The sequence below is a fragment of the Micromonospora sicca genome (assembly GCF_003172935.1).
GTDB classification, from domain to species: Bacteria; Actinomycetota; Actinomycetes; order Mycobacteriales; family Micromonosporaceae; genus Micromonospora; species Micromonospora sicca.
Genome location: NZ_QGKS01000204.1, coordinates 1 through 20,624, shown reverse-complemented (window position 1 = coordinate 20,624; position 20,624 = coordinate 1). Strand labels below are relative to the sequence as shown.

Annotated in this window: 22 protein-coding genes and 3 tRNA genes; 12 read left to right on the top strand and 13 right to left on the bottom strand. The window is 72.6% G+C overall.

Translation table 11 applies throughout. The features are described from left to right. The first annotated feature begins 10 nt into the window (after positions 1-10). From DKT69_RS13390 to DKT69_RS13370, 5 genes are all read left to right on the top strand, one after another. Positions 11-805: a polysaccharide deacetylase family protein gene (locus tag DKT69_RS13390; RefSeq protein WP_109801894.1), complete on the top strand. Its 795-nt coding sequence runs from the start codon at positions 11-13 to the stop codon at positions 803-805. Between the two features lie 155 nt (positions 806-960). Then, positions 961-1,033: transfer RNA gene (locus DKT69_RS13385), tRNA-Glu, on the top strand. A 32-nt stretch (positions 1,034-1,065) separates the two neighbouring features. Then, positions 1,066-1,139 (top strand) — tRNA-Asp (locus tag DKT69_RS13380). A 104-nt stretch (positions 1,140-1,243) separates the two neighbouring features. Then, a tRNA-Phe gene (locus DKT69_RS13375) sits at positions 1,244-1,317 on the top strand. Between the two features lie 168 nt (positions 1,318-1,485). Then, positions 1,486-2,259, top strand: coding sequence for a Stf0 family sulfotransferase (locus tag DKT69_RS13370; RefSeq protein WP_109801893.1), 774 nt, complete (start codon positions 1,486-1,488; stop codon positions 2,257-2,259). A gap of 83 nt (positions 2,260-2,342) precedes the next feature. On the opposite strand, the gene DKT69_RS13365 is transcribed toward DKT69_RS13370, so the two are convergent. After that, the gene (locus tag DKT69_RS13365) at positions 2,343-3,266 is read right to left on the bottom strand and encodes a hypothetical protein (protein WP_109801892.1); all 924 of its coding nucleotides are present in this window, start codon (positions 3,264-3,266) and stop codon (positions 2,343-2,345) included. Between the two features lie 204 nt (positions 3,267-3,470). Between DKT69_RS13365 and DKT69_RS13360 the strand changes: the two genes are divergently transcribed. Next, positions 3,471-3,986, top strand: coding sequence for an SRPBCC family protein (locus DKT69_RS13360; RefSeq protein ID WP_109801891.1), 516 nt, complete (start codon positions 3,471-3,473; stop codon positions 3,984-3,986). An 81-nt stretch (positions 3,987-4,067) separates the two neighbouring features. On the opposite strand, the gene DKT69_RS13355 is transcribed toward DKT69_RS13360, so the two are convergent. Further along, complete coding sequence (locus DKT69_RS13355) at positions 4,068-4,775, bottom strand: DUF2786 domain-containing protein (protein WP_109801890.1); 708 nt, start codon at positions 4,773-4,775, stop codon at positions 4,068-4,070. 97 nt (positions 4,776-4,872) lie between these two features. Beyond that, entirely contained in the window at positions 4,873-5,259 is a 387-nt protein-coding gene (locus tag DKT69_RS13350; protein WP_109801889.1) for a hypothetical protein, read from the bottom strand. Positions 5,260-5,425: 166 nt separating this feature from the next. Here DKT69_RS13350 and DKT69_RS13345 point away from each other — a divergent pair, with 166 nt between their 5' ends. Further along, entirely contained in the window at positions 5,426-6,778 is a 1,353-nt protein-coding gene (locus tag DKT69_RS13345; RefSeq protein WP_109801888.1) for an ABC transporter substrate-binding protein, read from the top strand. Positions 6,779-6,832: 54 nt separating this feature from the next. On the opposite strand, the gene DKT69_RS13340 is transcribed toward DKT69_RS13345, so the two are convergent. Together DKT69_RS13340 and DKT69_RS13335 are read right to left on the bottom strand one after the other, a co-directional pair. After that, complete coding sequence (locus DKT69_RS13340) at positions 6,833-7,576, bottom strand: enoyl-CoA hydratase/isomerase family protein (RefSeq protein WP_109801887.1); 744 nt, start codon at positions 7,574-7,576, stop codon at positions 6,833-6,835. Beyond that, positions 7,573-8,430, bottom strand: coding sequence for a 3-hydroxyacyl-CoA dehydrogenase family protein (locus tag DKT69_RS13335; protein ID WP_109801886.1), 858 nt, complete (start codon positions 8,428-8,430; stop codon positions 7,573-7,575). Before DKT69_RS13335 ends, DKT69_RS13340 begins: the two co-directional genes overlap by 4 nt. 167 nt (positions 8,431-8,597) lie before the next feature. Here DKT69_RS13335 and DKT69_RS13330 point away from each other — a divergent pair, with 167 nt between their 5' ends. Beyond that, positions 8,598-8,903 (top strand): hypothetical protein, encoded by a 306-nt coding sequence (locus DKT69_RS13330; protein ID WP_109801885.1) that lies wholly within the window; start codon positions 8,598-8,600, stop codon positions 8,901-8,903. Positions 8,904-8,942: 39 nt separating this feature from the next. Here DKT69_RS13330 and DKT69_RS13325 read toward each other — a convergent pair whose 3' ends face one another. Next, the gene (locus DKT69_RS13325; protein ID WP_109801906.1) at positions 8,943-9,725 is read right to left on the bottom strand and encodes a class I SAM-dependent methyltransferase; all 783 of its coding nucleotides are present in this window, start codon (positions 9,723-9,725) and stop codon (positions 8,943-8,945) included. Between the two features lie 53 nt (positions 9,726-9,778). Between DKT69_RS13325 and DKT69_RS13320 the strand changes: the two genes are divergently transcribed. Next, on the top strand, positions 9,779-10,159 hold the full coding sequence (locus tag DKT69_RS13320; protein ID WP_109801884.1) for a PPOX class F420-dependent oxidoreductase: 381 nt from the start codon (positions 9,779-9,781) through the stop codon (positions 10,157-10,159). A gap of 91 nt (positions 10,160-10,250) precedes the next feature. Here DKT69_RS13320 and DKT69_RS13315 read toward each other — a convergent pair whose 3' ends face one another. Next, positions 10,251-10,460 (bottom strand): BldC family transcriptional regulator, encoded by a 210-nt coding sequence (locus tag DKT69_RS13315; protein WP_007073996.1) that lies wholly within the window; start codon positions 10,458-10,460, stop codon positions 10,251-10,253. Positions 10,461-10,712: 252 nt separating this feature from the next. Continuing rightward, the gene (locus tag DKT69_RS13310) at positions 10,713-11,552 is read right to left on the bottom strand and encodes a DUF8083 family protein (RefSeq protein ID WP_109801883.1); all 840 of its coding nucleotides are present in this window, start codon (positions 11,550-11,552) and stop codon (positions 10,713-10,715) included. A 174-nt stretch (positions 11,553-11,726) separates the two neighbouring features. Here DKT69_RS13310 and DKT69_RS13305 point away from each other — a divergent pair, with 174 nt between their 5' ends. Beyond that, positions 11,727-12,809, top strand: coding sequence for a Glu/Leu/Phe/Val family dehydrogenase (locus DKT69_RS13305; protein ID WP_109801882.1), 1,083 nt, complete (start codon positions 11,727-11,729; stop codon positions 12,807-12,809). 302 nt (positions 12,810-13,111) lie between these two features. Further along, positions 13,112-13,327 (top strand): DUF3073 domain-containing protein, encoded by a 216-nt coding sequence (locus tag DKT69_RS13300; protein WP_088996883.1) that lies wholly within the window; start codon positions 13,112-13,114, stop codon positions 13,325-13,327. 144 nt (positions 13,328-13,471) lie between these two features. Here DKT69_RS13300 and amcA read toward each other — a convergent pair whose 3' ends face one another. The 5 genes from amcA to DKT69_RS13275 form a co-directional block, all read right to left on the bottom strand. Next, on the bottom strand, positions 13,472-13,708 hold the full coding sequence (amcA, locus tag DKT69_RS13295; RefSeq protein ID WP_109801881.1) for a multiple cyclophane-containing RiPP AmcA: 237 nt from the start codon (positions 13,706-13,708) through the stop codon (positions 13,472-13,474). After that, positions 13,677-14,780: a cyclophane-forming radical SAM peptide maturase AmcB gene (amcB, locus tag DKT69_RS13290; protein ID WP_304598682.1), complete on the bottom strand. Its 1,104-nt coding sequence runs from the start codon at positions 14,778-14,780 to the stop codon at positions 13,677-13,679. Before amcB ends, amcA begins: the two co-directional genes overlap by 32 nt. 124 nt (positions 14,781-14,904) lie before the next feature. Further along, on the bottom strand, positions 14,905-16,059 hold the full coding sequence (purM, locus tag DKT69_RS13285) for a phosphoribosylformylglycinamidine cyclo-ligase (RefSeq protein WP_109801879.1): 1,155 nt from the start codon (positions 16,057-16,059) through the stop codon (positions 14,905-14,907). Positions 16,060-16,122: 63 nt separating this feature from the next. Further along, a complete protein-coding gene (purF, locus tag DKT69_RS13280; RefSeq protein WP_109801878.1) occupies positions 16,123-17,706 on the bottom strand; it encodes an amidophosphoribosyltransferase in 1,584 nt (527 codons plus the stop codon). 165 nt (positions 17,707-17,871) lie between these two features. After that, positions 17,872-18,195, bottom strand: a complete 324-nt coding sequence (locus tag DKT69_RS13275; RefSeq protein WP_375373483.1) for a sterol carrier family protein — start codon at positions 18,193-18,195, stop codon at positions 17,872-17,874. Between the two features lie 350 nt (positions 18,196-18,545). Here DKT69_RS13275 and DKT69_RS13270 point away from each other — a divergent pair, with 350 nt between their 5' ends. After that, the gene (locus DKT69_RS13270; protein ID WP_438361832.1) at positions 18,546-20,372 is read left to right on the top strand and encodes a carboxypeptidase regulatory-like domain-containing protein; all 1,827 of its coding nucleotides are present in this window, start codon (positions 18,546-18,548) and stop codon (positions 20,370-20,372) included. The last annotated feature ends 252 nt before the right edge of the window (positions 20,373-20,624 follow it).

Genomic DNA, 20,624 nt, shown 5'->3' with positions numbered 1-20,624 from the left:
GGGAGCGTCAATGCGTCCACGCTCCGCGCTGGCGTTCGGCCTCAGCCTGGTCCTGTTACTGGCCGGTTGCGCCGACCCCGCCCGCAACCCGTCCCAGGCCGGCGGCCCGCCGCCGTCGGCCGCCGCCACCCCGCCGGCGCCGAAGCCGACCGCCTCGCCGCGACCCACCCGCACCACCCCGCCGAAGCCCCGGCTGCGGCCGCTGCCCACCACGCTCCCCGCCGGTCTGCACCGCAGCAGCGGCGACCGGGGCGTGGCGCTGACCTTCGACGACGGGCCGGACCCGCGGTGGACGCCCCGGCTCCTCGACCAGTTGCGGGCCGCCCACGTCACCGCGACGTTCTGCCTGATCGGCAGCCGGGCGAAGCGCTACCCGGAGCTGGTTGCCCGGATCGCCCGGGAGGGGCACCAGCTCTGCAACCACAGCTGGCACCACGACATCAACCTCGGGCGGCGACCGGTGGCGGAGATCCGAGCCGACCTGGTCCGCACCGACAAGGCGATCCGGGCGGCCGTGCCGAACGCCAAGATCCCGTACTACCGGCAGCCCGGGGGCCGGTGGACCCCGGAGGTGGTGGCGGTGGCCCGCCAGCTCGGGATGCGCTCGCTGCACTGGAGCGTCGACCCACAGGACTGGGACCACCCCACCGCGAAGACGATCGCGAAACGGGTGGCGTCCGCGGTGCGCCCCGGCGCGATCGTGCTGATGCACGACGGAGGCGGCGACCGGCGGCCCACGCTGGCCGCCTGCCAGCACCTGATCCCCGACCTGAACCGCCGGTACGGGATCTCCCGGCTCCGCTGACACCGCCCCTGAACTGCGGTTTTACCCGCCGGTGTGCCCCCTGCCATACCGGTTTGGTCCACCGCCCGGCCATCACGTATGCTTTCCAAGCCTCCGGCGGGGCCGGATGGGAGCAAGTCCGCTTGAAGTTGCGAGTGTGCAATGATGGCGGGGCCGCCCTCATCGTCTAGCGGCCCAGGACGCCGCCCTTTCAAGGCGGTAGCACGGGTTCGAATCCCGTTGGGGGCACGGTCCGGCTTCGGCCGGATGCAACAGAGCTAGGTCCTGTGGAGCAGTTGGAGTGCTCGCCGCCCTGTCAAGGCGGAGGTCGCGGGTTCAAGTCCCGTCAGGACCGCAAGCGCTGACGCCGCGCGAATGCTGCGCGGCGTTCTGCGTATCGGAGCGTGTGACCCTTCCGGCGGACAACCCGCCTGCCGGGTAGCATGAGCCGAGCAGCACGGCCAGGTAGCTCAGTTGGTACGAGCGTCCGACTGAAAATCGGAAGGTCGGCGGTTCGACCCCGCCCCTGGCCACATAGCCTTTCGCCGGGCTACAGGAGCGCCGATCAGCGGAAACGCCGGTCGGCGCTCTGCTTTTGCCCCCGTACATCCCGGCTGTCCGGTCTGCCCGTTGTCGACACCGCCGGTGCGGCTGGTCAATTTCGGTTGCCGGACCTGCCTGAGGTGGGGTTACCTGCGGCCATGCCGCCGGACCCCGCCGATCGTGTCGACTCGTACTTCGTCTGCGCCACCCCGCGCACCGGCAGTTCACTACTGCTCGGGTTGCTGGAGTCCACCGGTGTCGCCGGCCGTCCCCAGGCGCACTTCCGCGCGCCGGACGAGTTGCGGTGGGCCGACCGGTGGCAGCTTCCCCGCACCGCCGAGGGTGGCTTCGACTACGCGGACTACGTGCGAGCCGCGCTCGCCGCCGGCCGGACCGAGAACGGCGTGTTCGGCGCGAAGCTCATGTGGGGCACGCTGGACGAGGTAGTCGAGAAGCTCGGCGCGAGCCACCCCGACCTTGCCGGCAACGAGGTCGCGCTGCTGAACCGGGCGTTCGGCCGCACCCGCTTCGTGCTGTTGCGCCGGGACGACGTACTGGCCCAGGCGGTGTCCTGGCTGCGCGCCGAGCAGACCGACAGCTGGTTCATCGGCGGCAACGGAGAGATCGGCGGCAACGCCGGCAACGGGCGGGCACCCCGCTTCGACGCGGACGGGATCAGACACCTCATCGAGATGATCACGGAGCACAACGCGGCCTGGGAGGCGTGGTTCGCCTCGTGGGGGATCCGGCCGCACGTCGTGTGCTACGAGGAACTCGACGCGGACATGGTCGACACCACGCGCCGCATCCTCGACTTCCTCGGGCTCGACGCGCCGGCGGGATGCACCATCGCGCCCCGACACCAGCGCCAGAGCGACGAGCTCAACCGGCAGTGGACCGAGCGGTACCGCGCAGCGGTCGCCGACTTCTGATCGTCTCGGTCGGGTCTGGCCCGCACCACGCGGTGAGGGATCGGTCGCTGGTCCCGGCCCTGGTCCAGCGCACAGGGCGCTCGCTAACGCTTCGGACGTTGCTGCCGGTGCTGGCCCATGCCGCCCTGGATCGCCTCCCAGACGCTCCGGCCGGCCTGGCGCAGCGTCTCACCCGCCTGACCGGCCACCTGGGCCGCTCCGGAGGCTCCCGGCGGGCCGGCGCCGGCCCGTCCGCCCCTCAGGCGCTCGCCCTCGGCGTCCTCCGGCCGTTCCCCGGTTTCCGCCCCACCGTTACCCGGCGACGGCTTCCCGGGCCCGGCACCCGGCTCCCCGGTCTCCGCCCCACCCGCGGTCGAACCCGCCGACGGCTGCTGTCCTCCACCGCCACCACCGGACGGCACCCCGGCCTGACCGCCACCCGGCCCGCCCTGGCCGCCGGCGGACGGCCCGCTCGGTGGCTGCGGCGACCGGGCGCCGGACGGTGGCGTCGGCACGCCGGGCGTCGGCTCGGCGGCGCGCTCCCGCAGGGACCTGTCCGCCACCGCACCGACCGCACCGACCTGCTGCCCCACCTGGCCGAGCAGCGGACTCGCGGCCCCGGCGAGCTGCTGGGCGGACCGGTTGACGTCGTCGATGCTGGTCTCCGCCGTCCGGGCCAGCGCCTCGATGATCTGAGGATTGCGGTCGATCGTGGTCAGCGCCCGGTCCAGGATCGTCAGCAGCTTCTCCAGCCGGACCTTGAGCAGCGCCTCGGCGTGCACGCCGGTGATGTCCAGTTCCACGCCTTCCAGGTGCACCCGGACCCCGGCATCGAGCTGGAGCAGGTTGGCCAGCCGGGCGCGCAGCGACAGGTCGGCGTCGAGCCCGTCGACCGCCAGCCGGATCGAGTCGACCGACACCTCCGGCACGTCGAGCAGGACGTCGGGCTCGGTCGACCCGATCTGCTGGTGGGCCAGCCGCTCGCTGGTCGGGTCCGGTTCCCGTTCGCTCGCTCCGCTCTCGCTCATCTCTCCGCTCCCAGCTGGCCCGATGCGCCGGGCCGGATCAGCCGCGGTTACCCGCTTTCCGGGCGGCCACCCGTGTCGGCGGCGGGCCGGACGTACGCGGGAAACGGCCCGGACCCGCCGGCCCGGAGAGCGATCTCCCGCTGTCCGGAAGCGGGCACTCCGGGAAGCTGCACAGCGGGGCATCAGCCGGTATGGTCCGGGCCTATGGGACAGGACATGGCTGATCCGGATGAGGTCCGTCAGGATGTCGACCGGTTCTCGTTACGCAGCAGCCTCCTGGCCCCAGCCACCGCAGACCGGGCGTTCGCGGTGTTCACCGGGGCGCTGACCGACTGGTGGGTACGCGAGTACACCTGGTCCGGCCCGGAAGCGCTGGCCGAGCTGGGAATCGAGCCACGCGCCGGCGGCATGCTCTACGAGATCGGCCCGTACGGCTTCCGGGGCGACTGGGGCCGGGTGCTCACCTGGGACCCGCCCCGGCGGCTGGTCTTCACCTGGCAGCTCGGCCCCGACCGGGTGCCGGTGCCCGATCCGGCGCGGGCGAGCGAGGTCGAGGTCCTCTTCGTTCCCGAGGGCGACGGGCGGACCCGGGTGGAGGTCGAGCACCGGCACTTCGACCGGCACGGCGAGGCGGCCGAGGGCTACCGCAAGGCGCTGACGGCCGGCTGGCACGAGCTGCTCTGCCGCTACCTGGCCACGGTGGCGCGGACCGGCACCTGACCCGCCCGACGCGGAACTTCACCCCGTCCCGGACCACGCCTCTCCCGTGCGGGGCAGTGCCCGGTGCGCTCCGGCGTACGGTCACCAGCCGATGCCCTGTGCCGACGCCGGGCCGGTCATCACCCCGGTGCCGCCCAGGTCGGCCCGGCGACCCGCCTCGACGCCGGAGCCGAAGCCGGTGCCGGCCAGCCGGCGGGGTGCCGCGGTCCGCAGCCGTGGGTAGACCTCGGCGAGTCGGTGCCGTACCCGGTCGGAGCGGTCCGCCAGCACCAGCGCCATGGAGGGTGCGCCGGACCCGGCGACCGCGCCGGCCTCGGCGGCCCGCAGCCGGTCGCCGACCACGTGGGCGAAGCCGGCCAGCCAGGTCCGGCGGAAGGCGGCCGGGTGCTCACCGGCCGGTACGACCGCGCCGGCCAGCCCATGCGCGGCCTGCACCAGCAGCGAGGTGAAGAGCAGCTCGACCCGTTCCAGGTCGCTGGCGAAGCCGAACAGGTGCATGGCGAAGCCGCTGCCCTGCCGGCGGCGTACGCACCGGCAGCGCAGCGGGTCGGCGACCGCGGCGAGCAGCCCGGCCTTGTCCCGCGCGTACGGGGCGACCACGTCGACCACCCGGTCGCCGACCGGGTCGGTGGCCGGGTCTCTCGCGGCCAGCAGCGCCCGGTCCACCCCGTAGCGGGCGATCAGCTCGGTGGCCTTGGCGGTGAAGGCCGCCGACTCGGCGGGCGTGCAGGCCGGGTCCTCCGCCTGGGCGAGCAGCTTGCGGACCTTGCTGAGCATCGCCTCGGACATGCCACCACAGGTACCACAGCGGTAGGACACGGACCGGCGGCTGGGGCGGCGCGTGCTGATCCCGCGGCGCCCGTCCCCCCGGCCGGGGGCCGCGAGGTCAGCCGGCCCGGCTGCGCAGCGTCGCCACAGTCGAGCCGGCGAGGGTGAGCAGGCAGTCCGGCAGCAGCCCGTCGGCCATCGCCGCGCCGAAGAGCGCCTCGCCGGTGTCGGCGTCGTGGTTGGCGTACGCGCTGACGAAGCGGGCCACCCAGCGGGTGTCGTAGTCGGCCTGGTCGATGCCGGGGAAGTCGAGTGCGCAGGCCCCGGGGGTGACGTCGCCGACCATGGTGCCGGCCAGGCACCAGGCCACCCCGTACGCCCCGGCCAACCCGGCCCGGTCGACCACCGCGTCGAAGGCGCCCACCACCGCGTCGCCGTCCCCGGCCAGCGCCGAGCGGAGCACGGCGGTCGCGTCGTCCAGCGTCTGCTGTGCTTCGTCGGTCACGTGCGGCACAGTAGGACGGCCGGTCAAGCGGTGACCAGGGCACAGTCCGATGGTCACGCTCCGTACCGGGCTGGGTCGGCCTCCCGACCGGACCGCCCTCCACGGTCCCACCGTCCCCGCCGGCACGCTAATGTGCCTGCGGACCGTTGGCGGAGGAAGGACGACCATGCTCGTATCACGCGGTTCGCGCGCGGCCGTGATCACGGCCTGTGCGGGGCTACTGCTCGCCACCAGCGCCTGCGGCAGCGACAAGACCGATGGGGGTGCCACCACCACCCAGGTGCGCCTCTACGGCACCGACGGAAACATGCTCAACTCGTACGCGACGGAACTGAAGGACCGCGCCGAGCTGGTGAACGGGATGAAGGGCACCACCCCGCTGACCCCGCTCCCGGAGAACTTCAAGGAACGGCTACTCACCGTCAACCCGAAGCTCAGCGACTACCTCTACTCCGCGGAGACGTACGACGCGGTGGTGATCAGTGCGCTCGCCGCTCAGCTCGCCGGCAGCACCGACCCGGCCGTGATCGCGAAGCAGATCGTCGGGGTGACCACCAACGGCGAGCGCTGCGATGCCCCGGCGGCCTGCCTGGAACTGGCCCGCGAGGGGCGGGACATCGAGTACCGGGGGGTGTCGCTCACCCGGGCCGGGTTCACCGACGCCGGCGAGCCGGCCACGGCCAGCTACGCCACCCTGCACTTCGACGACCAGAAGATCGACGACGGCAAGACCGAGTTCGTCGGCGCGGGCAACGAGTCGGGGGCGAGCAGCAAGGCGCCGCCCCGGGCGAAGAAGCAGCGCGGTGGCAAGTCGGACAAGAGTGACGGCTCCCCGCTGGTCCTCGGCGGGCTGCTGCCGCAGACCGGTGACCTGGCGCTGGCCTACCCGCCGATGGCGGCCGGCGCGGCGCTGGCCATGAAGGACGTCAACGCGGGCGGCGGGGTGCTCGGCGAGCCGGTGGTCTGGATCGACGGCGACGACGGCACCAACCCGGCGGTCGCCAAGGCAACCGTGGCCTCGCACATCAGCAAGGGCGTGCACGTGCTCATCGGTGCGGGCGCCTCGGGCATCTCCCGCGCGGTCCTGCCGGACGTGGTCGCCGCCGGCCGGGTGCTCTTCTCCCCGTCGAACACCGACGCCGGGCTGACCACCGTGGACGACAAGGGTCTGTACTTCCGTACCGCGCCGCCGGACAGCCTCCAGGGCCGCGCCCTGGCCGACGTGATACTGCGCGACGGGCCGCACAAGATCGTCATCGTGGCGCGGAAGGACTCCTACGGCGAGGGCCTCCAGGAGAACGTGCGGGTGGAACTGGAGCGGGCCGGCATGGGCGCCGACCGGGTCAAGCTGCTGACCTACGTGCCGCCGGCCGACGCGAAGGCGCCGCCGGTGGACTTCAGCACCGGGGCCACGGAGATCAAGGACTACGGCGCGGACGCCGTACTGATCATCGGCTTCGGCGAGTCGGCGCACGTGGTGACCGCGCTGGCCGACGCCGGGGTGCAGATCCGGCACTGACCGACGACGAAGGCCGCACCGGACCGGTGCGGCCTTCGTCGCGTCCGGGGCGGGTCAGCGGGAGCGCCGCCGCTCCAGGAACTCGGTCATCCGCCGGTGCTTCTCCTCGTCTTCGAAGAGCACCGCCTGGCTGACCAGGTCGAGCTGCGGATGGGCGGCGGGTGGCGCGTCCACGGCCAGCTTGGTCAGTCGCAGCGCCAGCGGCGAACCCTTGGCGATCTCGTCGAGCAGCCCGTGCGCGGTGGGCAGCAGTTCGGCGGGCTCGGCCACCACCCGGTTGACCAACCCGATCCGCAGCGCCTCGTCGGCGTCGACCCGGCGGCCGGTGAAGAGCAGTTCCTTGGCCCGGGCCTCGCCGATCAGCGCCGGGAGGCGGTGCGTCGCGCCCGCGCCGGCCAGGATGCCCAACCGCACCTCGGGCTGGCCGAAGACCGCCCGGGCCGTGCACACCCGCAGGTCGCAGGCGTACGCCAGCTCGGCGCCGCCGCCCAGCGCCGGACCGTCCACGGCCGCCACGGTCGGCATGGGCAGTGCCCGGATCCGGGCGAAGGCGGCCGAGTTGATGGCGGCGAGGGCGTCGACCCGGCCCCGCTCGCGGAGCTGGCCGATGTCCGCCCCACCGGCGAAGATGCCGTCGGCCCCGCCGGTGAGCAGCAGCAGCCGGGGCCGGGCCTCCAGCTCGGCGCAGACCGCGTGCAGCTCGCCGATCAGGTCGGCGTCGATGGCGTTGCGCTTCTCCGGCCGGTCCAGCGTCACCACCAGCCGGTCCGGCAGTTCCTCGATCCGCAGTCCGCTCACTTCTTCGCGCCGCCTTCCCAGGTGTAGAAGCCCTGGCCGGACTTCTTGCCCAGCCTGCCGGCGGCCACCATCTCCACGAGCAGCGGCGGCGGCGCGAAACGGTCCCCGTACGCGGCCTGGAGCGTGCGGGCGATGTCGAGCCGGACGTCCAGCCCGACCAGGTCGGTCAGCTCCAGCGGGCCCACCGGATGCCGGTAGCCGAGCACCATCGCCTTGTCGATGTCGGCGGGGCCGGCCACCCCGTCGGCGACCATCCGGATGGCCTCCAGCCCGAGGGTGACCCCGAGCCGCGACGTGGCGAAGCCCGGCATGTCGCGTACGACGACGGGGTCCTTGCCCAACCGGCCGGCGAGCGCGACGGCCGCGTCGGTGGCCTCCGGCGCGGTGGCCGGGCCGACCACGATCTCCAGCAGCGTCATCGCCCAGACCGGGTTGAAGAAGTGCAGGCCGAGGAACGCCGCCGGCCGGTCCAGGCCGGTGGCCAGGTCGGCGATCGGGATGCTGGAGGTGTTGCTGCCCAGCAGGGCGGGGCGCCGGGCGGCGGCCTCGCGGAGCACCGCCCGCTTCAGGTCGAGCCGCTCCGGGACCGCCTCCACGATCACCTCGGGGCCTTCGGCGACCTCGCCCAGCCCGGCCCGCAGGGTCAGCCGCGCCCGGTTCGCCGCCGCCTCGTCGGCGGTCAGCTTGCCGCGCTGTACTCCGCGTTCCCACAGCTCGTCGAGGCGTCGCACGGCGGCGGCGGCGCGTGCCGGATCCACCTCGACCAGCTCGACCGGGAAGCCCGCGCCGGCCGCCACGTAGGCGATGCCGAGCCCCATCGTGCCGGCCCCGACGACCACAAAACGACCACTCATGACGTCCCCTCGCCGCGGGCGGTGACGAGCGGGGTCTCCGCCACGCCCGGCCGCTCGCTCCGCTCGTTCATGGGTGCGACCCTAGGCGGCACCGGTTCGTCGGGGACGTGTGGGGGCGCGCCGGATCGGGTACAGACGGCCGTCAACCGAGGGAAGGACCAGCCGACATGAGCCAGGCACCGGAGAACGCCGCCACCACCGGCACCGCCGAGGACACCGGGACGGTGGAGACCCGCGGCGAGGAGCGGGTGGACCTGCTGCGCGCGGACACCAACAACGACGGGAAGACCGACGTGTGGGTGGTGGACACCGACGGCGACGGCAAGGCTGACCTGTTCCAGTTCGACACCGACGGTGACGGCAGGGTGGACATCACCATGGTCGACATCGACGAGGACGGCACCCCGGACGAGGTGGTCGACGGCGACGGCGGGCTCCCGCCGGAGGAGCACTCCCCGACCGTCCAGGTCTGAGCCACCGACGCCGGCCCCCGGGTACGCCCGGGGGCCTCGTCACGCCCCGGCCAGTTCCAGGGTCGCCAGGTAGTAGGGCCGGTCGGCGTCGTCCACGTCGACCAGTCGCCACGGTGAGCCGTGGACCAACTCGGCCAGCTCGTCGACCGAGCACACCAGATAGTCGAACCACTCGGTGCCCAGTTGCCGGTAGCGCAGCCGCAGCCGTAGCTGCCCGCCGAGCCGGCCGCGCCGCCGGTTGAGCTCGTGGTAGCCGGTGTGCACCGGGTCCCTGGTGCCGTACGGGTCGGTGCCGTGCGCGATGATCCGCGCGCCGGGCCGGGCCAGCGCGGCGAGCGCGGCGAGGAACCCGGGCGCCCGCTCCCGGCCCTCGATCAGGCCGAGGTTGTTGCCGAGCAGCAGGAAGGTGTCGTACCGACGGCCGTCCGCGACGTGCTCGTCCACGGTGCCGAGCACCAGGTCCCGTACGCCCCGGTGCCGGCACACCCGCAGCGCCCCCGCCGAGGTGTCCAGCCCGGTGACCGGCGTCCCCCGCTCCTGGAGGTGCAGCGCGATCCGGCCGCCGCCGACGCCGATGTCGAGGGTCCGGCCGCGAACCCGGTCCACCGCCCGGTGGTCGTGCGGCGGCCACGCCTGCGGCGGGTCCAGGTAGTGCGCGGCGGGCGCGCCGTTGACCAGCCCGTCGTCCCGCTCGATGATCTCGATGACCGGCCGGGGCAGGCGTCCACCGGCCAGCGGTCGGGGGCCGACGCCGGTGGCGACCGCGTACGCGTCGCGGATCATCTCGCCGAACACGTCGCCGATGGTCGGTTCCCCCGTCACGGCGCTCACGCTATCCGGGCCGGGATCGGTTGTCGCGGCCGTATCCTGGCCACGTGACCGACCTGGACCGTCTCGCGGCGGAGAAGTACATCCTGTTGACCACCTTCCGCAAGGACGGCCGGGCGGTGCCGACCCCGGTCTGGGCGGTCCGGGACGGCGACGCGCTGGCGGTCTGGACCGTGTCGGACTCCGGCAAGGTGAAGCGGATCCGGCGCGACGGTCGGGTGACGGTGGCCCCGTGCGACGTGCGCGGCAAGCCGCACGGCGGGGCGGTGCCCGGGCACGCGACGATCTCCGACCTCGCCGGCACCCGCCGGGTACGCGACCTGCTGAAGCAGAAGTACCGCCTGCTCGGCCGGCTCAGCCTGCTCGGGAGCCGGCTGCGCCGGGGCGAGCGGGGTACGGTCGGGCTGCGGATCACCCTGGACGAGTGACCCCCGGACGCGATTCAGGGGCGGCGGACCGTCGCTGTCGCGTACGTCCGGCCGCCCCTGAATCGGAACGCCTGATGAAACGTCCGGGTCGTCAGTCGCCCTGACGCTGCTGCGGGATCTGGCCCTGCAGCAGAGCCCTGACCTCCGACTCGCGGTAGCGGCGGTGGCCGCCCAGGGTCCGGATGGCGCTGAGCTTGCCAGCCTTGGCCCACCGGGTCACCGTCTTCGGGTCGACACGGAACATCGACGCCACCTCGGCCGGCGTGAGTAGCGGCTCTGGTTCGTGCGTTCGCGATGCCATCGGGTCACTCCTCCACGTGTATAGACATCGGCCGGGGTCCCGCCGGCCGACGCGTCTCCCATGGTCCGGCTAGTCCCCGATGTCCGACATGGGCCGAACGGCTGAAGGTCCCTAGACGGACGGATGAACCATGCCCGATTTTTACTACTTTTACACCGCAGAAAGTACCTTATTCGGACTCATGATCACGGTTCGTGATGCGCCAACTACGAGGCACTCTCAAGTTGAGAGCGCTTTCTGGGCGATTTGCGGTTAGTTGCACCGCTCCAGCAGCTGCACCGCGCGCCACCGGGCGACCAGCTTGTCGTACGCCGCCGAGGCCTCCTCCGCCTCGCCCCGGGACAGCCCGGCCAGGCCGTTCGCCACCAGCTCGGTGGAGTCGTCGGCCGTCAGCATCTCGTCCGGCAGCAGCTGCACCAGGCCGCCGTAGTCCAGCTCCACCACCGAGCGCGGGTGGAACTCCTCCAACCACCGGGCGGCCTCCTCGACCGCCTCGGTGATCGGCGCCTCGCCGACCGACTTGCGCAGCACCGACAGCGCCCGCGACGACCGGCGGCGGGCCTTGGAGATCTCGGTCCGGTAGCGCAGCGCCCGGCGGCCCGGGTCGGTCACCAGATGGCGCTCCGCCGGCTCGAAGAGCACGAACCAGCGCAGCGGCACCCCCCAGGTGGCGATCTGCTCGTGCACCCGGGGCACCCCGTGCTCCAGCACCCGAGCCCCGCTGCGCCAGTCCTCCACCACCGCCTTGGCCTGCCCGGCCAGGATCGGCGGGACGAACGCGTCGGCCAGCACCGACGGCACCCCGTCCCGGGCGCTCAGCGCCGCCTCGGCCACCCGGATCCGCAGGTTCCACGGGCAGACCAGCAGGCTGTCGTCCGTCTCCAGGACGTACGCCTCGTCCGGCAGGTCGGGCAGCCGGGTCCAGCCCGCGCCGAGCGCCTCGATCACCGCCGTCCGCTGCCGGACCGGCCCCTCCAACGGGGCCACCGCACGACCCTCGTTGACGTACCGGCGCCAGAACGACTGGCGGTCCCGGTCGAAAGCGGTCAGCGGCTCGTACACGCGCAGATAAGAAGCGAAGAGCGACGGCACGCCGCGATCCTCCCACGAGACGGAACCCGCACGCCGTCAGCGTGACGCGGACACGTGACGCGGGCGACGGTACGGCTTCGGCCGATATTAGGCTCAGCAGCACCGGCAGCATCCCGCCGGCGTGCCAGCAGGGTCCGCGCCCCACAAGGGCGCCCACCGTCACAGGAGTCAGCCATGGGCGTATTCGCCAGCACCGAAGACCCGGGATCGACCGGTCACGAACAGGTCGTGTTCTGCCAGGACAAGCAGTCCGGCCTGAAGGCGATCATCGGGATCTACTCCACCGCGCTGGGCCCCGCGCTCGGCGGCACCCGGTTCTACCCGTACGCCAGCGAGGACGACGCCCTCGCCGACGTGCTCGACCTGTCCCGCGGGATGGCCTACAAGAACGCCCTGGCCGGGCTGGACCTCGGTGGCGGCAAGGCGGTCATCTGGGGTGACCCGGAGCAGATCAAGAGCGAGGCGCTGCTGCGCGCGTACGGCCGCTTCGTGGAGTCGCTGGCCGGGCGCTACTACACCGCCTGCGACGTCGGCACCTACGTCGCCGACATGGACGTGATCGCCCGGGAGACGAGCTACGTCACCGGCCGCAGCGTCGAGTACGGCGGCGCGGGCGACTCCTCGATCCTCACCGCCTGGGGCGTCTTCCACGGCATGCGGGCCGCCGCCGAGCACGTCTGGGGCACCCCCTCGCTCGCCGGCCGGCGGGTCGGCGTCGCCGGCCTGGGCAAGGTCGGCAAGTACCTCACCGGGCACCTGCTGGACGACGGCGCCGAGGTGGTGGCGACCGACGTCAACCCGAAGGCGCTGAAGTGGGTGCGCGCCACCCACCCGCAGGTCGCGCTGGTCGACGACGCCGCCGCGCTGGTCGCCGCCGACATCGACGTGTACGCCCCGTGCGCGCTGGGCGGCGCCCTCAACGACGACACCGTGCCGGCGCTGCGGGCGAAGGTGGTCGCCGGTGCGGCGAACAACCAGCTCGCCCACCCGGGCATCGAGAAGCTCCTCGCCGACCGGGGCGTCCTCTACGCCCCCGACTACGTGGTGAACGCCGGCGGCGTGATCCAGGTCGCCGACGAGATCGAGGGCTTCAACTTCGACCGGGCCAAGCTGCGGGCCACCCGGATCTACGACACCACCCGGGAGATCCTCCGGCTCGCCGACGACGAGGGCGTCCCGCCGGCGGTCGCCGCGGACCGGCTCGCCGAGCGGCGGATGGCGGAGGTCGGCCGGCTCCGCACGATCCACCTGCGTTGAATGTCACTCCGGGGGCGGGCCGTCCGTCCGCCCCCGGTCCAGCGCTCGGACGGCGGCGGCGTTAAGCTGGGAATTGGGGGGCTTCGTACCGGTTTGACCGCTGTCACGGGCGGTCCCGCAGTTCGGTCCTTACCGGGTACAATTTGTCACGGCCGGATCACTGCGACGCGCAGGGACGGTCGACGGTAACCCGAGGTGCCGAACGGTGGCATCCCCATGTACCGTAAGAGCCACGAGAGATGCCTGACGTCATCGGGGCCCGCCTTCGGGCTGCCCCGCATTCTGTGCGAGGGGGTCGAGCCATGGGGCGCGGCCGTGCTAAGGCCAAGCAGACGAAGGTGGCCCGGGAGTTGAAGTACCACTCCCCGAACACCGACCTCACCGCCTTGCAGCGCGAGTTGGCGGGTGCTGGTAAGTCTGAGCACAACTTCGACGACGACTACAAAGAGTATGTCGACGACGATGATGAGGATCACGCGGACGAGGACCCGGACACCTGGGTCCGTCCGACCCGCTGACCTCCGGACGCAGCTGAGCACGCGGTAACTCCCCGCGTGCTCACGCATGTGCCCATCCGAAGCGGCGCCACCGATGATCAGGGACCACGCGGGCCGGAGACGACTCCGGTCGACCAGCGGGTCCCTGATCTCGGACGCGTACCGTCAGCGGGGCCGGTTGTTCCAGTTGTAGAACGTCGGGATGTTCTCGAAGTGGTTCCACGCGCAGACCGCGCTGGCGCCATCGCCGCCCGCCACCTCAGCCCGCAGCCGACGCGCGGTTTCGGCCTCGTGGAGCAGTGCGGTCAGCCCCGGGGCGGCCTCCCGCACCCGGTCGCCGACCGGATCCGGGTCGGCTCCCCCGACGCCCTCAGGCTGCCGGCGACTCGTGGTCTCTGGCATGCTCCAACACTCCCTCCAGTAGGCGGATCTTGCTGTTGCGGCAGTGCTCGGTCTCCGTACCGTCAAAACGCCCCAGCTCGAAGTAGCGGTTGGCGGCGTGGCCACCCCCGCAGAACCCGAAGTAGGGGCAGGACGACCGGCACGCCTCCACCCCGGCGAGGAACTCGCCCACCCAGGGCGTCCGGCCGGCGTCGGCCAGGATCTCGACCAACGGGGTGGCCAGCACGTTGCCGCTGGTGAAGTCGCCGTACCGGGGATCGGTGAAGCCGGCCAGCTCCGGCGAGAGCACCACCACCGAGCCGTCGTGGGCGACGGTCGGGATCGGGTCCAGGCTCCGGGGCAGCAGCTGGTCCGCCGTGCCGGCCAGGACCGCCCCGGCGTACCGCAGCGACCACTCCACCTCGCGCAGGTGGATCCGTGGATCCCGGCGCCAGGCGGCGACCAGCTCCGCCCAGAACGCGGTGACCGCGCCGGCGTCCCGGGCGTTCGTCCGCGTGTTGACCCCCTCGGTCTCCTCGATGTTGACGCCCAGCACGTCACAGCCGAGGTCGAGGAAGTAGTCGTACAGCTCGGTGGCCAGCCCCGGGTCGGGCCGGGAGACCACCGCGAGCGCCGAGAAGGGCAGCCCGTGCCGGCGCAGCGCCGCCACCCCGGCCACGATCCTGTCGTACGCCGGCCGGCCGCCCCGGGTGACCCGCTCGGCGTTGCGCTCCCGCGGCCCGTCCACGCTGACGCTCACCCGGATGCCGTGCTCGGCGAAGAACGCGCACCAGGCGTCGTCGATCAGCGTGGCGTTGGTCTGGACGTGGTGCTCCACCTCCGGGCCGAACGGCGCCAGCAGCGCCGCCAGGTGCTCCCGGCCGGCCGCGAGCGGCTCCCCGCCATGCCAGACGACGGAGAAGCGATCCGCGGCCGCCCACGGGTTGACCGACGCCGCCACCGCCTCGGCGACGGCCACCGGCATCCGCTGGTCCGCCGCCCGCATCGGCAGGTAGCAGTAGGCGCAGTCGAGGTTGCAGAGAGTGGTCGGCTGCATCACGACGTACGACGGCACGGCAGCGATGCCGCGCATGCCGGTGCTCCCCCGTGTAGCCATCAACCCTCCTCCGCCCCGCCTGAGGTGCCCTTCAGGCTAGGCGGCGGTGGCCACTCGGGTGAACCCCCGATCAGGTGGCCGGATGATCACCGCAGCGTGATCAGCCCCGGGTGTGCTGCCCGATCATCTGCACGTTGCCCGAGCCCTCGATGATCTCGCCGGCCTGCCAGGCGTCCACGCCCCGGCCGGTCAGGGTGGCCAGCGCGCGGTCGGCGTCCTCCGCCGAGACGATCGCGAACATGCCGACGCCCATGTTGAACGTCGCCTCCATCTCCGGGTCCTCGATCCGGCCCTTGGACTGGATCAGATCGAAGATCGGCTGCGGCTTCCAGGTGGAGCGGTTCACCACCGCGTCGACGTGCTCCGGCAGGACGCGGACCAGGTTGCCCGGAATGCCGCCGCCGGTGACGTGCGCGAGCACCCGCACCTCGGCCTCGGCGATCAGCTTGAGGCAGTCCTGCGCGTAGATCTTGGTCGGGGTGAGCAGTTCCTCGCCGAGGGTCCGCTGCCGGCCGAAGTCGTCGATCACCACGTCCAGCCGCATCCGGCCGGCGCCGAGCAGCACGTGCCGGACCAGGGAGTAGCCGTTGGAGTGCAGACCCGAGGAGCGCATCGCGATCACCACGTCGCCCACCTCGACCCGCTCCGAGCTGAGGATCTCGCTCTCCTCGACCACACCGACGCCGGTGGCGGAGATGTCGTACTCGTCGGGGCGCAGCACGCCCGGGTGCTCGGCGGTCTCCCCGCCGAGCAGCGCGCAGCCCGCGTACCGGCAGCCGTCGGCGATACCGGCGCCGATCTCGGCGACCTTGTCCGGCACGACCTCGCCGGTGGCGATGTAGTCGAGCAGGAACAGCGGCTCGGCGCCGCAGGCCACCAGGTCGTCGACGACCATCGCGACCAGGTCGATGCCGACCGTGTCGTGGATGTCGAGCTGCTGGGCGATGACCAGCTTGGTGCCGACCCCGTCCGTGGAGGAGGCCAGGATCGGGTTCTTGTACTTCTTCGTGTCCAGCCGGAACAGGCCGGCGAAGCCGCCCAGGTCGCCCATGACCTCCGGGCGACGGGTCTGCTTGACCTTGGACTTCAGCAGCTCGACCGCACGGTCGCCCGCCTCGATCGACACCCCGGCGTCCGCGTACGAGACCGAGCGTTTGCGCGCGGTGCGGCCGGTGCCGGCCGTCCAGGGCTGGCGGTCGCCGCCGGCGCCCGTCGGGCTGCTTCCTGCGCCGCTGCGCTCGGACACGTGGGTCACGGTTCTCCCCTTTGTGGTTCTCGCGGACCCGGCCTTGGAGTGTCGGTCCCGCGTCGGGTGGTGCTATGGGCGGTGGGTGGCGACCGACGGTCTCAGGTCGGGGCGCGGCGCCAGACGCGCCGAGCTGAAGTTGTCGTCGCCGCCCGAAGTGGCGACGAGCGCGGCGGTGGCGTCGGACGCCTCGGAGGCGACCCGGCGGCCGACCCCTTCGAGCACGTGCTTGCCGATCAGGTTCCCGGCGGGCAGCTCGATCGGGTACTCCCCGTCGAAGCACGCCCGGCAGAGCCGGGTCTTCGGCTGCTCGGTCGCGGCGATGAGGCCGGGGAGCGAGACGTAGCCCAGCGTGTCGGCACCGATCGAACGCCGGATGCCCTCGTTGTCCAGGCCGTTGGCCAGCAACTCGGCGCGGGTGGCGAAGTCGATGCCGTAGAAGCACGGCCAGTTGACCGGCGGCGAGGAGATCCGGACGTGCACCTCCAGCGCACCGGCCTCACGCAGCATCCGGACGATGGCCCGCTGGGTGTTGCCGCGGACGATCGAGTCGTCCACCACCACCAGGCGCTTGCCCCGGACGTTCTCCCGCAGCGGGTTCAACTTGAGCCGGATGCCGAGCTGGCGCAGCGTCTGCGACGGCTGGATGAAGGTGCGCCCGACGTACGGGTTCTTCATCAGGCCGGCGCCGTAGGTGATGCCCGACTCCTCGGCGTACCCGATCGCGGCCGGCGTGCCGGACTCCGGCACCGGGATCACCAGGTCGGCCTCGACCGGGTGCTCCTTGGCCAGCTGGCGGCCGATCTGCACCCGCGCGGCGTGCACGTTGCGGCCGGCGATGGTGGCGTCCGGGCGGGCGATGTAGACGTACTCGAAGAGGCAGCCCTTGGGCTCCGGCGGGGCGAACCGGGTCGACCGCAGGCCGTCCTCGTCGATCGCTATCAGCTCACCCGGCTCGACCTCACGCACCACGCTGGCACCGACGATGTCCAGCGCCGCGGTCTCGCTGGCCACCACCCAGCCGCGCTCCAGCCGGCCGAGCACCAGGGGCCGTACGCCGTGCGGGTCGCGGGCCGCGTAGAGCGTCGACTCGTCCATGAAGACGAAACTGAACGCGCCGCGAAGCTGCGGCAGCACCTCCAGGGCGGCCGCCTCGACCGAGAGGTCCGGTCGACTGGCCAGCAGCATGGTGACCAGCGAGGTGTCGTTGGTCGCGCCGTCGGCGACGAGGCCGCGCTCGGCGACCTCGCGCTGCAGCTCCGCGGTGTTGACCAGGTTGCCGTTGTGGGCCAGCGCGATGGTCGTGCCGGAGCTGGTGGAGCGGATGGCCGGCTGGGCGTTCTCCCAGGTCGAGCCGCCGGTGGTGGAGTAGCGCGCGTGGCCGATCGCGAGGTGCCCGCGCAGGCTGGCCAGGGTCGGCTCGTCGAAGACCTGGGCCACCAGCCCGAGGTCCTTGTAGACCACCACGCCCGACCCGTCGCTCACCGCGATGCCGGCCGCCTCCTGGCCGCGGTGCTGGAGGGCGTAGAGCCCGAAGTAGGTGAGGTTCGCGACCTCCTCGCCCGGCGCCCAGACGCCGAAGACGCCACAGGCGTCCTGGGGGCCGGGGCGCTGGGGGTCAAGGTCGTGGCTCAGCCGGCCATCGCCTCGGGGCACGTGCCGCTCCCTCATGCTGGTCTGGACTGGCCTGGGCGGAGTCGGGGGGCAGCTCCGCACGGTCGGCCGGGACCGTCGTCGCCTGACAGTGTACGCGAATCGAAGTCGATACTGATAGTCACGATTCGCCTCCAGATCGTGACGGAAGATCGGGCGTCGGCGCAGCTAGAGGGGAAGATGCCCGGAAAGGTCCGCCCGGATACCGCTGGTGCGTACGCGACCCTCGGTGACCGCCTCCGACCATCCGAGACGGCCGGTGGCCAGCGCGAGCCAGGTGGCCGGGTCCATTTCCACCACATTCGGTGGCGTTCCGCGGGTGTGTCGCGGGCCGGCCACGCACTGGACGGCACCGTAGGGTGGGACACGCACCTCCACCGATCGGCCGGGGGCGCGCTCCGCGAGGACGGCCAAGAGGGTACGGACCGCCTCCCGGTACACCGGCCGTTCGGGCGTACGCCCCTCGTCCAGCGCCGTCAATGCCGCGACCACCGCAGCGGACTTAATGTGCGGAGAGGACACGACGGGACGATACGACCCGGGATCGACAGCCGCGAGACCGGCCCTGGGTCGCGCTTGTCGGGTCAGACAAGGCATAGTTGCCGACGGCGTATTCGTACCGTGATGATCCCCGGCCCGGCACCCGCCGGCCAGGGAAGTCAGACCGGAAGGCGGTGGACGTGTCAACACACCGACGTGCCTGGAAGCATCGGGCCGGTGTGGTCGTAGCGCTGGTTGCCGGCGCGCTGCTCGCCGTCCCCGCCACACCAGCGTTTGCCGCGCCCAGCGTCAGCGATGTTTCTGCCTCACCCAGCACAGTTGAGGCGGGTAAGACCACGAAGGTGAGCTACAGCCTCACCTTCGATCCTGCCTCGCAACCGGCCGACATCAGCTTCCGTTCGAGCAATCCGAAGCTGAGCTGTGTCGACAAGTGCTTCCGGGGCAAGGTCACCGCGAGTGGCACCTACGATGCCACCTTCAAACTCGCGGACGATGCGGCGAGCGGATCTGCCCAGATCACGGTCACGGCCACAGACTCGATTGGCGCGCTGAAGGACAGGCAGGAGGGGTCGACGATGGTCACTCTCGTCGCCAAGGCCGCTCCGCCGCAGGCGGAGACCGTCAAGTCGATCTCGGGCAAGGTGGTCATCAGCGCCAACGGCGATCCGGTGCCGAACGCCACGGTGATGATCGTCGACTCGCAGCAGCACCGCTACACCACCGCCAGCGACAGCAGCGGCAACTACCGCTTCACCGGCTCGACCAGCAACCCGATCACGCCGGGTCGGATCGAGCTCGGCGCCATCAAGGGCGAGGACAAGGGCACCAAGACGGTCAACGCGAGCGCCGGGCAGAGCGTGACCGGCCAGCGGATCGCCCTGCCGATCAAGGTCGAGGTGAGCCCGAGCGCCACCCCCTCGGCGAGCGAGGAGGCCGCGCCGACGGACGAGGCGACGGACGACGCCGCCACCGACGAGCCCGCCAGCGAGGCTCCCGTCGGCCAGCAGCAGGCCGCCGCCGACGAGGGTTCCGGCGCCTCCTGGCTGCTGATCGTGCTCGGCGGTCTCTTCGTGGCGGTGGGCGTCGGCACCATCGTGCTGCTCTACATGCGGCGCAAGAACGAGGGCGACGACGGCGACGGGGACGGCCCCGGCGGCCCGGGTCCCGTCGCCGGCGCCGGTGCGGTGCCGGGCGCCCGGGGCGGCTACCGGGGCGCCGACGACCAGACCCGGGTGGTGAACGGGATGGGCGCCGGCCCGTCCGCGACCATGGTCGGCGGCACCTCGCTCAGCGACGCGCCGACGATGATGCACCGACCGGTCGTCGACGACGTCCCGCCGGATCCGTACGGTGCTCCGCCGCCCTCGTACGGCCCGGGTGGGCAGCCCGGCTGGGCCGGCAACGGCTACGGCGACGAGGCGCCCGGTCAGGGCGGCTACGGCGCTGCCAACGGCTACGGCAACGCCCCCTCCTCGGGTGGCGGCTACGGCAACTCGCCGTCCTCCGGGGGCGGCTACGGCAGCCGGGACTACGGCGCCGGGGCGGCCGGCTACCCGCCGGCCCCGGCCGGCGGTGGTTACGGTGAGCCGGCCCAGGGCGGCGGCTACGGCGAGCGGTACGACGAGCCGACCGGGCGATACGCCGGTGACGGCACGCAGTCGTACGCCCCGCCGGCCGACCCGTACCCGACCAGCACCTACCAGCCGCCGGCGGACCAGGGGCGGGGTTACGGCCAGCCGGACCCCGACCAGTACGGTCGCGGGCCCGAGCCGACCAACGGCTACGGCGCCGGTGCCGGATACGGCGCCCCGGGCGGCGGCTACGACGGCGGTCCGGCCGGCGGCGGCTACGACAACGCGCCCGCCGGCGGCGGCTACGACAACGCGCCCGCCGGCAACGGCTACGGCAACCCGCCGGCCGGCGGCGGCTACGACAACGGCCAGCAGGGCTACGACCAGCGCGGCGGCTACGGCGGCGACGGATACGGCCAGCCCCAGCAGGGCGGGTACGGCCAGCAGGGCGGCTACGGCCAGGAGCAGCCGCCGCCGCAGCGCAGCGGTGGCTACGACCAGGGCGGCTACGACGCTGACCCGGCGCAGGCCGGTCGGGGTCGCCCGGACGCCCCACCGGAGCGCGGTGGCCGCCGGCTGGACTGGCTCGACGACTGACCGGTCGGGGCGTGACCGCCCCGAGGATCTCGACAGTGGCCGTCCGGGACTTCCCGGGCGGCCACCGCCGTGACGGGGTGGCCTCGGTCGTCACGGGTTGATTGGCGTGATCGCGGGTGGTCCGCGGAAGCGCGGGCGGTGGTGCCTGCCGGCCGCTACGCAGCTGATGTCGTAGGTGAATCGCGGGGTCCGAATCATTCACGTCATCAGGTTCGTAGCGTCCCGTCACCCACAGATCCGGAGAAGGACGGC

What these genes read in the sequence shown, in the direction of transcription:
- DKT69_RS13390 (WP_109801894.1), top strand. Translation starts at nt 11, where the DNA reads ATGCGTCCACGCTCCGCGCTGGCGTTCGGCCTCAGCCTGGTCCTGTTA.
- DKT69_RS13370 (WP_109801893.1), top strand. Translation starts at nt 1,486, where the DNA reads ATGCCGCCGGACCCCGCCGATCGTGTCGACTCGTACTTCGTCTGCGCC.
- DKT69_RS13365 (WP_109801892.1), bottom strand. Translation starts at nt 3,266, where the DNA reads ATGAGCGAGAGCGGAGCGAGCGAACGGGAACCGGACCCGACCAGCGAG.
- DKT69_RS13360 (WP_109801891.1), top strand. Translation starts at nt 3,471, where the DNA reads ATGGGACAGGACATGGCTGATCCGGATGAGGTCCGTCAGGATGTCGAC.
- DKT69_RS13355 (WP_109801890.1), bottom strand. Translation starts at nt 4,775, where the DNA reads ATGTCCGAGGCGATGCTCAGCAAGGTCCGCAAGCTGCTCGCCCAGGCG.
- DKT69_RS13345 (WP_109801888.1), top strand. Translation starts at nt 5,426, where the DNA reads ATGCTCGTATCACGCGGTTCGCGCGCGGCCGTGATCACGGCCTGTGCG.
- DKT69_RS13335 (WP_109801886.1), bottom strand. Translation starts at nt 8,430, where the DNA reads ATGAGTGGTCGTTTTGTGGTCGTCGGGGCCGGCACGATGGGGCTCGGC.
- DKT69_RS13330 (WP_109801885.1), top strand. Translation starts at nt 8,598, where the DNA reads ATGAGCCAGGCACCGGAGAACGCCGCCACCACCGGCACCGCCGAGGAC.
- DKT69_RS13315 (WP_007073996.1), bottom strand. Translation starts at nt 10,460, where the DNA reads ATGGCATCGCGAACGCACGAACCAGAGCCGCTACTCACGCCGGCCGAG.
- DKT69_RS13305 (WP_109801882.1), top strand. Translation starts at nt 11,727, where the DNA reads ATGGGCGTATTCGCCAGCACCGAAGACCCGGGATCGACCGGTCACGAA.
- DKT69_RS13300 (WP_088996883.1), top strand. Translation starts at nt 13,112, where the DNA reads ATGGGGCGCGGCCGTGCTAAGGCCAAGCAGACGAAGGTGGCCCGGGAG.
- amcA (WP_109801881.1), bottom strand. Translation starts at nt 13,708, where the DNA reads ATGCCAGAGACCACGAGTCGCCGGCAGCCTGAGGGCGTCGGGGGAGCC.
- amcB (WP_304598682.1), bottom strand. Translation starts at nt 14,780, where the DNA reads ATGCGCGGCATCGCTGCCGTGCCGTCGTACGTCGTGATGCAGCCGACC.